Below are 9,561 nucleotides of genomic sequence, written 5' to 3'. Positions count from 1 at the left end.
AGCGGCCCCGCACGAGGTGCGGGGCCGCTGTGTTGCCGTTGGGGCCTCCTCCTGCTGCCCTTTGCTGGAGGTATGGCCGGGGCGCTGGGTCTCACTCGGGACCAGTCGAGTGGACGCACTTGTGGCGCTGTCATTCAGTGTTCACGAATCGAACGGGTGTGTCAACGGGTGCGAGGAGCGTGTCGTAGAGCGTGCGGGCGAGGAGGGCGTCGCCGAGGGCGGTGTGCTTGTCTGCCCATGTGGTGAGGCCGCAGGCGGAGACGATGTCGGTGGTGTTGCTGTCGGCCGGGTTGATGTTGTCGAGCTGGCCGCGGGCGGCGAGGTAGCCGACGGCGAGGTCGCGGACGTCGATGGGGCGGTGCCACTGCGGGATGAGCCGGTGGCGGGCGAGGAGCGCGTCGAGGGTGGCGAGGTCGAAGGCGGGGCGTACGCCGACGGGGACGGAGTTGTGGGTCATGCGGGCGACTTCGGCGGCTGCTGCGGCTCTGGTGACGAAGCGGGCTTGTGGGCTGTCGGGGCGGTCGGGGTGGACCGGCACGATGCCGAAGTCGGGGCGGTTGCGCTTGGTGGTGGGTGCGGCGAGCCATCGGCCGATGGGGTGGCGTCGGTAGTAGCCGCCGATGTCGAGGGATGCGGGGTCGGCGTTGGTGAGGTCGGCGTCGACGAAGAGGTGGCGGGTGGTCTCGGTGCCGTCTGGGTCACGTCGGATCATCGCGATCTCCCAGGGCTCGCGGGTGTTGGTGAGGCTGGTGGTCTCGGTGTCGAGGAACAGCAGGGCGCGCGAGGTGGTCATGTGGGCTCCTGGGCGGTGAAGGTCAGGGTGAGGCGGAGGCCGATTCCGAGCGGGAGGGTGCGGTCGACGGCGTCGCGGAGGTCGGGGCCGATGAGGTGGGCGGAGTTGTCGTCGGGGAGGAGCCCGTGCGGCCACGGGGTTGGTGCGTCGGGTCCCCCGGACACGAGGCCGTCGATGACGGCTTTGAGGGTGGGCGTGTAGTTGTGGGGGTCGCGGTTACGGGCGCGGTTGGGGAAGGTGAGGACCGCGAGGCAGTGGGCGCGTTCGTAGCGGATGCCGCGGGCCTGGGCGAGCTTGTGCCACGCGGCAGCGGTGCGGAGCTCGCGGACGAGTCGGGCCTGGGCGCGCGGGTCTCTCCGGTCGTTGAGGTTGAGGACGAGGTACTTGGGGACGTCGAGCTGGACGACGTGGGTTGCCTGCGTCACCGCGCGACCTCTCCTTCCTGGCAGCGGGGCTGGAACGGCAGTGGCAGGAGCTCACCGTCGGGATAGCGCCAGCCGGCGCGCATAGAGACCCACAGGGCCGGGTCATCTTCCTCCAGCCACTCGAAGACCGCCTCGTCGTCCCACTCGTCCTCCCAGTGCAGCCGGCTCCAGGCGGACGCCACGCGGTAGCAGTGATCGCAGGCCTTGTAGGTCCACGCCTCGCCCCTGTCGAGGCCGGCCATGCGCTGGTACGGCTCGCCGGGGAGGATGACTCGACGGCACATCATGCAGCGATGCCTGATACGGGCAGTCGGGCTGGTCCAGACGTAGTCGGTCACGACGCCTCCTCGGTGAAGGTCAGGGTCAGGCGTACGACCCCGACCTCCCGCCGGGCACCGGCGACGGCGTCGCGAAGGTCGGGGGCGACGCAGTGGGCGCGGTCGAGGGACTGGTGGGGTGCTTGGGCGATCTTCTGCCAGGCGGCGCGGGTGCGGAGCTCGCGTACTGCGCGGGCGGTGTCGGAGGCAGCCAGGAGTGATCCGATGACTTGGCACTGCCAGGGTGTCGGCGTGATGCCGAACGTGGCGCGGCGCTTGTTCCGGCGGTGGCGGTTCACTGGGGCCGCCCGGGGGCGGTGGTGATGCGTTGCACCTGGGCCGAGAACCCGATCGCGACATGCACGACGGTCTCGGGCGGAGTGTCAGCACGCATGGCCTGCTGGACGAACAGCGCCAGCTCGGCGAGGGTCATGCCGGCCTTCGGGTTGTCGGCGTTGAGCTGGACGTGGGTGACGGGCTGGCTCACGGGGTTCCTCTCATGGCAGGGTCGGCGGCACGGCGGATGGCGTCCCAGACGGGCCGGATGGGCCGGATGGCCTGGTCGCGGAGGCGCGCGTAGGACAGTTCGAGCTGGAGGCCCCGGAAGGCTGCGCGGCCGAGCACTCACGGGCAGAGCGGGCGTGCTCACGGATCGCGTCGGCGATATCGCGCAGGCCAGCGGCGATGATGCGGGCGGCGTCCTCGTGGTGGGTCATCGGCTCGTCTCCTGGTCGAGGGCGGCGTGGTCACGGATCGCGGCCAGCAGGGCCTCCAGTTCCTCCACTCGCGCCACCAGCGCGGCGATGTCGGTGGGGGCGTGGGCAATGAACTCCATGTCTGCCGACGGCGTGCCTCGCTCGGTCGTCGGGTCGAGCGCGATCACGTCATCGGTGTAACCCGTGGCATCGGACCACAGGCGGGTGCGCTCGTTGACGCCGTAGGTGAGCCCCCACGGGGCGGGGGTGGCCGCGTCGAGGCGGGCCTTGATAGCGGTCAGGCCCAGGGCCTCGACGGCGAGATCGGGGGTCTCCCGCAACTGCTGGATGGGGTCACTCATGGCGCCTCCCCGTCGAGTGCGCGGATGGTGGGGCAGTGGTATCGCTCATCGGGGTGGTGGTTGTGGTAGTCGGCGCATTCGCCACGCTGATACCCATCATCCCCGCAGCACTCAGAGCACACGGTGTACAGCAGGTTGCACGTGGTCCCCACCTCCTCAACCTCGACATGCCCGCTTGACGTGTCCTCACAGTCGCACTCGCCGTAGATGTCGTAGGGCTCGTGCAGCTTCCGCACCCGTTCCACCGCAGCGATGGCGTCTTCGAGTGCCTTTGTTGTGGCTCCGGTCATCGGTCGGCCTCCTTGTCGGCCTTGTCGGCCAGGAGGTCCCGTTCGATGTCGGAGAGCTCGTAGCCCCACTCGGCTAGCCGTGCGAGGACGTACTTGTCGCCGGCGCCGGCGCTGGCGTAGTAGAAGTGGTCCTCCCAGATGGACAGCGCGAGGGCGAGGGCGCGCATGGTGGCTCGGGCCGGGGTGAGTGTGAGGAGCGCGGCGGGGTTGGACTTGTCGATGCCGGCGCGTTCGTACATCTCTTCCCTGATCCAGCCGCGGTGGCCGATGCTGTAGTCGTCGAGCATGGCGAGGGACAGCAGGATGAGGTTCTCGGCGCCCTTGGGCGGTTTGGTGCGGGTGAGGAGGGCGTCCTTCACCCATGCGCGGCGGACCTTGGCGGCGGCATCCCAGGCGGCGCGGAGGCGGTTCTGCTCCTGACGCATCGCTTCGATGCGTGCTTCCGCCTCGGGGTCTAGGGTGCGCCCTCCGCCGCCGGTCGGGACGTGTCCGTAGTCGGCGGGCTTGGCGCACGCGTAGGTGGCCTTGGCGAGCTCGTCTCCGTAGTACTCGGGGACGACCCAGGCGACGTGGCCGGGGCAGCCGGCGTGGTTCTCGGGGGTGAGCTCCTCGCCGTCGGGGGTTCGTAGGAACGTGAGCCGGGAGGGCTTGTCGGCGGCGTCCCACTTGGGCTCGTCGATGATGGTGACGCCGGCGTCGCGGAGCGTGGCGGTCAGGTTGGCGACGGCTTCGGCGCGGGCGCGTTCGCCTCGGAGGCGGGAGGCGACGTGGTCGAAGTCACCGCGGGCCGCGGCCTTGACGAGCTGACCGACGGCGTCTTCGTCGGTGTCGAACTCCGCGACGACGACGGACTGGTCGAGGGTGAGTTCGTTGGACGCCGCGATGGCGGCTTCGGATCGTGCCGCGGCGCGGAGCTTGGTGACGGTCTCGGCCGGGCGGGCGAGGGCGCCGGCAATGTCGGCGTCGGTGAGGCCCTCGAGCGCGAGCTGCTCGGCGGCGTTTATGAGCTCGGCGGTGGTGAGCGCGGCCCGGTGCTCGTTCTCATTGACCTGGGCGGCGAGGAGCTCGGTCTTGGCGAGGTGCTCGGGGTACACGAGCGCGGGGAGGCGTACGCCGGCCTCGCGGGCGGCGAGCGTGCGGCGCTGGCCGTAGATGACCTCGATCTCGTCGGTTACGGTGCGCTGGCAGGTGACGGCCTGGAGGATGCCGTGCCGGCGTACGGAGGCGAGGAAGTCGGCGTCGAGGTCGACGTCGGCGCGGACGTTGGGGGCGACGGTCACGTCGTGGGGGTCGAGCCAGAGGAACTCGGCGGTGGGGTCGGCCTTGGTCGTGGCCTGGGGCTTGGTGGGCATGGTCTGGTCCTTGACGGTCAGTGGGTGCGGCGGTTGTGGAGGTATTCGAGGGCGGCGAGCGAGCCCCCGGTCGTGAAGGAGACGAGGGTGATGCTGACGAACAGGGCGTCGATGAGTTCGTTCATGGCTGGTCCTTGAGGCGGTAGTCGATGTGGGTGAGGGTCGGGAGGAGCTGTCCGTTGGGCTGGCGGAGGTCCCATCCCTTGCTGTGGGCGAAGATCCGTACGCCGCGGGTGCGGGTGATGAGCTCGGTGTCGGCGTCGGTGATGGTGATGACGGCGGGGCGGGCCTGGGCGGTGAGGGTGGCGGTGGCGTAGACGGGGCGGCCGTCGCGGAGGTGGGTTTCGATCTCGTCGAGGACCTCGTGGATGTGCTCGTGGATGGTGGAGGCGCGGGCGGAGGTGATGGGCTTGCGCATCAGGCCGCCTCGGCGAGGAGTTCGGGGTGGTCCTCGGCGTACGCGAGGCAGACGGTGTCGGGGATGCGGCCTCGGGTGGAGACCTTGTGCCCGGCGGAGAGGCCCCAGGCGCGGAGGCGTTCAGCGGGGATGAGTCCTCGGACGACGCTGATGGCGAACATGCGGTCGGCGGCGGCGCGGGCCTCGGCGATGACGGCCTGGCGGTTCTCGGCGCGTTCGGCGTTGAGGAGCTGGTGGAGCTCGCGGAGGTTCTGCCGGGCGCGCGCGGCGAGCGTTCGGGTCTGCTGGCGGGAGGCGTTGTCGCCGGCGTCGAGCAGTTCAGCGACGGCGCCGTCGATGGTCAGCTCCGGGGCGGTGGGTTCCGGGGTGGGCACCTCGTCGGGCTGCTCGGCGGGGTTGGGCTCCTCGGGGTCGGGGTCGGTGACGAGCACTTCGGGCTCAGGGTCGGTGTACGCGGGCTCGTTGACGGGCTCATGCGCAGGCTCATGGTCGGTGACGAGCTGGGGGGTGGGTTCGGCGGGTGCGGTCATGGTGCGGGGCTTCCTGGTCGGGCCGTTCAGCGGGAGGAGTCCGTTGCGGCGGCGTTCTTCGTTGACATCAACGAGGACGCGGGAGCGGGCGGCGGCGAGGCAGGCCGGGTCCGGGTGGCCCCAGTCGCGGGCGAGGCGGACCATGTGGCGGACGTTGATGGACGCGATGCCGCAGGTCTCGGTGATGCTCTTGCCTGCGATGAGCGCGTCGAGCGCCTTGAGCTGGACGGCGGGCTTCGGCGCGGGCATCACTGCGCTCCTTCACGGGCGCGAGTCTTGGCGGCCTTGTGGACGTCGGAGAGGACGTAGAGCGTGCGGCCCGCCTGGTCCTTCCCGGCGCGCGGGAGGATTCCCTCGAGCGCCCAGCGGCGGATGGTGCTGTCGGGCTTGGACACGGCGACGGCTGCAGCCTGGGTGTCGACGAGTTGGGCCGGCTTGCAGTCGTAGTGGCCGACGACGACACGGGCGTACCGCTGGGAGGTGAGGGGCCACACGGCGGCCTGCGCGGTGATGAGCCCGTCGATGACGCGGGGCGCCTGGAAGCCCGGTGCGAGGTCAAGGACGCGGGCGGCGATGAGGGTGTGGACGTCGGGCTGGTTGGGCTGCCGGACGAACGACGTCGAGGCACCCCAGATCATGCGGACGGTCACGAGCTCGAGGTCACTCATCGCGGCCACCCCCGGATGCCTGCTCGATCGCGGGGAGGTTCTCGCGGAGCTCTTCGACCTTCGCGGCGAGGGACCACAGGGCGGACGCGCGGCGGCGGAGGTGCTCGACGATGTCGTGGTCCGGGATCGGCTGGTCGGGTGAGGGTGTGGGTTCGGTGACGAACCAGGTCGTGCCCTCGACGTCGGACCAGTACACGGCGGCGGTGTAGATGGTGTCGTCGTCGGCGGCGTACGTGGGTCCGCCGGCGTCCATGCGGATCTCGGGGCCGGTGGCGACGCCCTGGTCGAGGTCGGTGGTGTCCCAGCCGGGCGGCTGTTCGGTGGTCGTGCGCATCATTTCTGGTCCTTGGTCTGTTGGAGATGGTCACGCCGTGATCTGCTCGCGGATGGGGATGCCGAGCTTGCGACTGATGAACTGGATGCCGGAGGGCTGGACACGGGTGGTGTAGGAGGTGCCGCGGGTGCCGTCGGCGCGCTCGTACTCGTGGGCGGTGACGGTGAAGTGATGCATGTACGCCTGGTACGGGGTGTTCCTCATGTGGCCCTTGGCGATGAGGACGCCGGCGTTACGAAGCAGGTCGAAAAGCCTGTTCTGAGAGGTGGTGAGCATCTTGGCGACGGTGCCGATGGCGTACGTCCCGTCGGCAGTCATGAACTGGTCGTACGCATCGGCCTTGGGCTCGAGCTCGCGGGCGTACGCCTGAGCGGCTTCGCGTGCTTTGAGCTCGCGCTTGCGAGACCGCTCGGCGTCTACCAGGGCGAGGAGTGCCTCTTCGTAGTCGTGCGGCAGGGCGCGCTGGTTGGAAGCGACCTCTGCCTCGCGAGTGCGGACGGCGAAGTAGGCCTGAGCGGCGGCGACCTCGGGCATGTTCGGGTCGCCGTTCATAGCGACGAGATAGGCGGCGAAGCGGCTGAGCCGGTAGTTCTGGCGGGGCCGACCGCCGCCTCGGAGTTCTTCGGTGATCTCCGAAAAACCCTCGCTGGCGCCCGAGTTGGTGGCGGAGACGTGGGCGCGGCGAGTGACCTTGGCGAAGTCCTCCCAGCGGGCGTACCCCATGAGCGGCTGGAGGTCACGAGCCATCCAGAACTCCCCCGCGTCGTCAGCACGGCGGATCGCGTCGAACGGGGACAGATTCGGCTGGGAGTGGTGGTCGAGGTGCTGGTCCATCGGTGGTCCTTCCGGTGCGGTTCAGGCGTTGGTGGTAGGGCGCTTGCGGAGGCGTCGCTGCTCGCGTTCGAGGGAGTCGATGCGGCGGAGGGCTGCGGTTGGTACGTCGAGGGCCCGGGCGATCGCGTTGAGGTGTTCGTCGCTGGCGTTGCGGTGCTCGTTCTCGAGGTTGCGTAGGTGCGGGGCGGTGATGAGCACCTGGTCCGCCAGCCACTGGACGCTCCGGCCTTCCTTCTCGCGGAAGGCGCGGATGGCGAATCCGTTCTGAGTGGGGCGGGTAGGAGTGGGGTTCCCGGTCATAGGAGTCACAGTATGAATCAATCTGCATCGTGTCAAGGAGCCACTAGGAATCACTGTGATTCAGCCACCGTATCCCCTAGTCAGACGGGAATGACGCGCCCGTAGTTACAGGACGGCGATTCAGCGCCTGGCCAGGAATCCGCACAATCCCGGGGCTTGGCGATTCACTTCGATTCCGAGAAGGTAGGAACGTGACTGCTCCGACACGATGGACGAAACTCGGCAAGGCCCTAGAGAGCCGCCGAGTCGAGATGGGCTTCCCCAACCGTGAGTCCTGGGTCCGTGACGTCCTCAAGCGGTCGAACAGCCGCACCCACTCCGATATCGAGAACGGCCGCCGCACGAACTACACCCCGACCACCTTGTCGATGTTGGAGCACCACTACCAGCTACGAGATGGGGCCATCGCGGATTTCCTCGCCAGCGACGACGACGAGTTGAAGGTCAGGCCGCTGTCCCCCCCTTCGACCCCAATGTTCCGCCCACAGCCGGCTGACGACTCGAACTATGTCGACGAGGACGGGTGGCTCTCGGTGCAGTACCGCGACACCGACACGGGGCGGGGACCCTACTGGGCAGGAGCCCTGTCGGATCGAAGGCCCGACGGATCATCGCTCGCCGTCGAGGTCCGGGTCTGGCCCGGAGACGGATACGCGCTGCGGGCCGTCGACGTCGCGACCGTGGTGACCGCGGCAATGAAGGAGTCCGCCGGCTACACCTACCGTGTGGACCAGTCGGGATACGCCTTGGCCGCGCGCGGCGGGATGCCCACACCTGGCGGGGCGCCGGATGACCCGCCCTACGCAGACCCCGAGGGGCCGGAGACAGGAGCGTAACCATGGCCGAGGATCAGATCTCCCAAGACCCGGACGAGGAACGCCCTGCGGCGACGCCTCGGCACGTCACCAAGAAGGTCCAGTTCTATCGCCTGGCTTTCCACTGGCGAAAGTCAGCGAGCCGGACCCCGCCCGTCGTCGACTGGCGGGCTCTCATCGACTCGAAGAATGGGATCTTTGGGTTCGGGACGGACGTCAAGTATGAAGTAGAGGGCTCCGGAGAAGGCGCCGTGCTTCTCGGACGCCCAGTCCATTCCGACGACTTCCGCCTCCGCAGCGACGCAGGGACGTTCCAGCCACTCGAGCAAGAGACCGCAGAGAACTATCTCGCTCGGATCAACGTGGCTGCCTTCTTCAACTGCAACGCCTTCGTGATGCTCGGGGCTGCCGTGGGCGCCCCTAACTCGGGCGCCGTTGCTTCTCTCGCCAACTATCTGAACCCGCAAAAGGACGGCGAATGGGTCGCGTCGGCCTTGACGTCAGCCCCAGACCTCGAACGGTTTCGGGCCGCCACCGAGCTCAGTAAGTTGCACATCACCACGGACGTGCTGCCCCCAGGACTCGGCTTGGACGTGGAGCCACAGACGTTGGGTGAGGCGATGGGACACGTTAGCGACCTCGTGAACGCGGAGCTCAGCGTGGAACTGAGGATTCGTGTGAAGCGCCCTTCGAAGAACCCGGACGGGATGCGCAATCTGAAAGGGCTCGCCAACGGACTGGACAGACGGCGGCTCAAGAAGCTGCATGCCTACTCTCTTGACCCCCAAGTCGGTGACCAAGTGATGGACCTGCTGAATCACAACATGGTCATGTCTGTGGAGATCGCAGGAACAGCGGGACCGGAGGCTGCGCTCGAGGCGGTGCGGAATGTCAGGGACGAGCGCAATGATGAGGTGGCAGAGTTGGTTAGGAGGATCGAGAGCGAGGGATAACCCATGTGGTGGTGGAGGAAGCAGGCTCAGCGCGCCAGGACCTTCAGGCGTGACCACGTGTGGCTCGACCTCCTCGGGGCCGCCTTGGGCGCTACGGTCCTCTTGCCTGTCCCCCGCGAGACGGAGAGCGTCCGCGCCCTACTCACCGCGGTTGCGTCGGTCGAAGCCATGCTTGTCGCCTTGGTTACCTTCTCTCTGACGTTCATGGCTCAGTCGACCTCTCCCGAGCTGGCCAAGACCCGCAGGAAGCACGGCAAGCAGCTCGCCCGGGCGTGGCAGTGGTGCATCGGGGTTGTCCTGCTGTCCACTGTTGTGGCTCTGGTCGGTGTGTGGCTGGCGAAGCCTTTCCCAGCGTGGTCCTGCGGAATTGGGCTTGGCGCGTTCGGTGTGTCGCTGGCGAGCACCCTACGAGCCTTGGACTTCTTCGCCTACACGGTCCAAACCGAGGGCTCCGGCTGACGGCGGGAGAATTGTC

General features: G+C 68.5%; 17 protein-coding genes. 3 read left to right on the top strand and 14 right to left on the bottom strand.

Features of this window, described 5'->3' with window-relative positions; translation table 11 throughout:
- Positions 1 to 130: 130 nt before the first annotated feature.
- From ACYVGD_RS03290 to ACYVGD_RS03225, 14 genes are all read right to left on the bottom strand, one after another.
- Positions 131 to 793, bottom strand: coding sequence for a hypothetical protein (locus ACYVGD_RS03290; RefSeq protein ID WP_460741559.1), 663 nt, complete (start codon positions 791 to 793; stop codon positions 131 to 133).
- Positions 790 to 1,218, bottom strand: a complete 429-nt coding sequence (locus ACYVGD_RS03285; protein ID WP_460741558.1) for a hypothetical protein — start codon at positions 1,216 to 1,218, stop codon at positions 790 to 792. Before ACYVGD_RS03285 ends, ACYVGD_RS03290 begins: the two co-directional genes overlap by 4 nt.
- A complete protein-coding gene (locus tag ACYVGD_RS03280; RefSeq protein WP_460741557.1) occupies positions 1,215 to 1,556 on the bottom strand; it encodes a hypothetical protein in 342 nt (113 codons plus the stop codon). The genes ACYVGD_RS03285 and ACYVGD_RS03280 overlap by 4 nt, the downstream gene beginning before the upstream one ends.
- Complete coding sequence (locus tag ACYVGD_RS03275) at positions 1,553 to 1,834, bottom strand: hypothetical protein (protein ID WP_460741556.1); 282 nt, start codon at positions 1,832 to 1,834, stop codon at positions 1,553 to 1,555. The genes ACYVGD_RS03280 and ACYVGD_RS03275 overlap by 4 nt, the downstream gene beginning before the upstream one ends.
- On the bottom strand, positions 1,831 to 2,022 hold the full coding sequence (locus ACYVGD_RS03270; protein ID WP_460741555.1) for a hypothetical protein: 192 nt from the start codon (positions 2,020 to 2,022) through the stop codon (positions 1,831 to 1,833). Before ACYVGD_RS03270 ends, ACYVGD_RS03275 begins: the two co-directional genes overlap by 4 nt.
- Positions 2,023 to 2,247: 225 nt before the next feature.
- Positions 2,248 to 2,592: a hypothetical protein gene (locus tag ACYVGD_RS03265; protein WP_460741554.1), complete on the bottom strand. Its 345-nt coding sequence runs from the start codon at positions 2,590 to 2,592 to the stop codon at positions 2,248 to 2,250.
- Positions 2,589 to 2,882 carry a hypothetical protein gene (locus tag ACYVGD_RS03260; RefSeq protein WP_460741553.1) on the bottom strand — a complete coding sequence of 98 codons (294 nt, stop codon included), beginning with the start codon at positions 2,880 to 2,882 and terminating at the stop codon, positions 2,589 to 2,591. Before ACYVGD_RS03260 ends, ACYVGD_RS03265 begins: the two co-directional genes overlap by 4 nt.
- Positions 2,879 to 4,234, bottom strand: coding sequence for a ParB/RepB/Spo0J family partition protein (locus ACYVGD_RS03255; RefSeq protein ID WP_460741552.1), 1,356 nt, complete (start codon positions 4,232 to 4,234; stop codon positions 2,879 to 2,881). Before ACYVGD_RS03255 ends, ACYVGD_RS03260 begins: the two co-directional genes overlap by 4 nt.
- A gap of 121 nt (positions 4,235 to 4,355) precedes the next feature.
- Positions 4,356 to 4,652, bottom strand: a complete 297-nt coding sequence (locus ACYVGD_RS03250) for a hypothetical protein (protein ID WP_460741551.1) — start codon at positions 4,650 to 4,652, stop codon at positions 4,356 to 4,358.
- Positions 4,652 to 5,431 carry an Lsr2 family DNA-binding protein gene (locus ACYVGD_RS03245; RefSeq protein WP_460741550.1) on the bottom strand — a complete coding sequence of 260 codons (780 nt, stop codon included), beginning with the start codon at positions 5,429 to 5,431 and terminating at the stop codon, positions 4,652 to 4,654. Before ACYVGD_RS03245 ends, ACYVGD_RS03250 begins: the two co-directional genes overlap by 1 nt.
- Positions 5,431 to 5,850: a hypothetical protein gene (locus ACYVGD_RS03240; RefSeq protein ID WP_460741549.1), complete on the bottom strand. Its 420-nt coding sequence runs from the start codon at positions 5,848 to 5,850 to the stop codon at positions 5,431 to 5,433. The genes ACYVGD_RS03245 and ACYVGD_RS03240 overlap by 1 nt, the downstream gene beginning before the upstream one ends.
- Entirely contained in the window at positions 5,843 to 6,187 is a 345-nt protein-coding gene (locus ACYVGD_RS03235; protein ID WP_460741548.1) for a hypothetical protein, read from the bottom strand. Before ACYVGD_RS03235 ends, ACYVGD_RS03240 begins: the two co-directional genes overlap by 8 nt.
- Positions 6,188 to 6,214: 27 nt before the next feature.
- The gene (locus ACYVGD_RS03230) at positions 6,215 to 7,018 is read right to left on the bottom strand and encodes a phage antirepressor KilAC domain-containing protein (RefSeq protein WP_460741547.1); all 804 of its coding nucleotides are present in this window, start codon (positions 7,016 to 7,018) and stop codon (positions 6,215 to 6,217) included.
- A gap of 21 nt (positions 7,019 to 7,039) precedes the next feature.
- Positions 7,040 to 7,318, bottom strand: a complete 279-nt coding sequence (locus ACYVGD_RS03225; RefSeq protein WP_460741546.1) for a helix-turn-helix domain-containing protein — start codon at positions 7,316 to 7,318, stop codon at positions 7,040 to 7,042.
- Between the two features lie 191 nt (positions 7,319 to 7,509).
- Between ACYVGD_RS03225 and ACYVGD_RS03220 the strand changes: the two genes are divergently transcribed.
- Genes ACYVGD_RS03220 through ACYVGD_RS03210 form a run of 3 tightly spaced genes read left to right on the top strand, consistent with a single transcriptional unit; the run spans position 7,510 to position 9,545 of the window.
- Positions 7,510 to 8,154: a hypothetical protein gene (locus tag ACYVGD_RS03220; protein WP_460741545.1), complete on the top strand. Its 645-nt coding sequence runs from the start codon at positions 7,510 to 7,512 to the stop codon at positions 8,152 to 8,154.
- Positions 8,155 to 8,156: 2 nt separating this feature from the next.
- Positions 8,157 to 9,086: a hypothetical protein gene (locus ACYVGD_RS03215; protein ID WP_460741544.1), complete on the top strand. Its 930-nt coding sequence runs from the start codon at positions 8,157 to 8,159 to the stop codon at positions 9,084 to 9,086.
- 57 nt (positions 9,087 to 9,143) lie between these two features.
- Positions 9,144 to 9,545 carry a hypothetical protein gene (locus ACYVGD_RS03210; protein WP_460741543.1) on the top strand — a complete coding sequence of 134 codons (402 nt, stop codon included), beginning with the start codon at positions 9,144 to 9,146 and terminating at the stop codon, positions 9,543 to 9,545.
- The last annotated feature ends 16 nt before the right edge of the window (positions 9,546 to 9,561 follow it).

The sequence above is a fragment of the Mariniluteicoccus endophyticus genome, assembly GCF_054780035.1.
Note: the sequence above shows the minus strand (reverse complement) of the source record. Positions and strands in the feature narration are given on the sequence as shown.

What these genes read in the sequence shown, in the direction of transcription:
- ACYVGD_RS03215 (WP_460741544.1), top strand. Translation starts at nt 8,157, where the DNA reads ATGGCCGAGGATCAGATCTCCCAAGACCCGGACGAGGAACGCCCTGCG.
- ACYVGD_RS03230 (WP_460741547.1), bottom strand. Translation starts at nt 7,018, where the DNA reads ATGGACCAGCACCTCGACCACCACTCCCAGCCGAATCTGTCCCCGTTC.
- ACYVGD_RS03250 (WP_460741551.1), bottom strand. Translation starts at nt 4,652, where the DNA reads ATGCGCAAGCCCATCACCTCCGCCCGCGCCTCCACCATCCACGAGCAC.
- ACYVGD_RS03260 (WP_460741553.1), bottom strand. Translation starts at nt 2,882, where the DNA reads ATGACCGGAGCCACAACAAAGGCACTCGAAGACGCCATCGCTGCGGTG.
- ACYVGD_RS03265 (WP_460741554.1), bottom strand. Translation starts at nt 2,592, where the DNA reads ATGAGTGACCCCATCCAGCAGTTGCGGGAGACCCCCGATCTCGCCGTC.
- ACYVGD_RS03245 (WP_460741550.1), bottom strand. Translation starts at nt 5,431, where the DNA reads ATGCCCGCGCCGAAGCCCGCCGTCCAGCTCAAGGCGCTCGACGCGCTC.
- ACYVGD_RS03225 (WP_460741546.1), bottom strand. Translation starts at nt 7,318, where the DNA reads ATGACCGGGAACCCCACTCCTACCCGCCCCACTCAGAACGGATTCGCC.
- ACYVGD_RS03235 (WP_460741548.1), bottom strand. Translation starts at nt 6,187, where the DNA reads ATGATGCGCACGACCACCGAACAGCCGCCCGGCTGGGACACCACCGAC.
- ACYVGD_RS03240 (WP_460741549.1), bottom strand. Translation starts at nt 5,850, where the DNA reads ATGAGTGACCTCGAGCTCGTGACCGTCCGCATGATCTGGGGTGCCTCG.
- ACYVGD_RS03290 (WP_460741559.1), bottom strand. Translation starts at nt 793, where the DNA reads ATGACCACCTCGCGCGCCCTGCTGTTCCTCGACACCGAGACCACCAGC.
- ACYVGD_RS03255 (WP_460741552.1), bottom strand. Translation starts at nt 4,234, where the DNA reads ATGCCCACCAAGCCCCAGGCCACGACCAAGGCCGACCCCACCGCCGAG.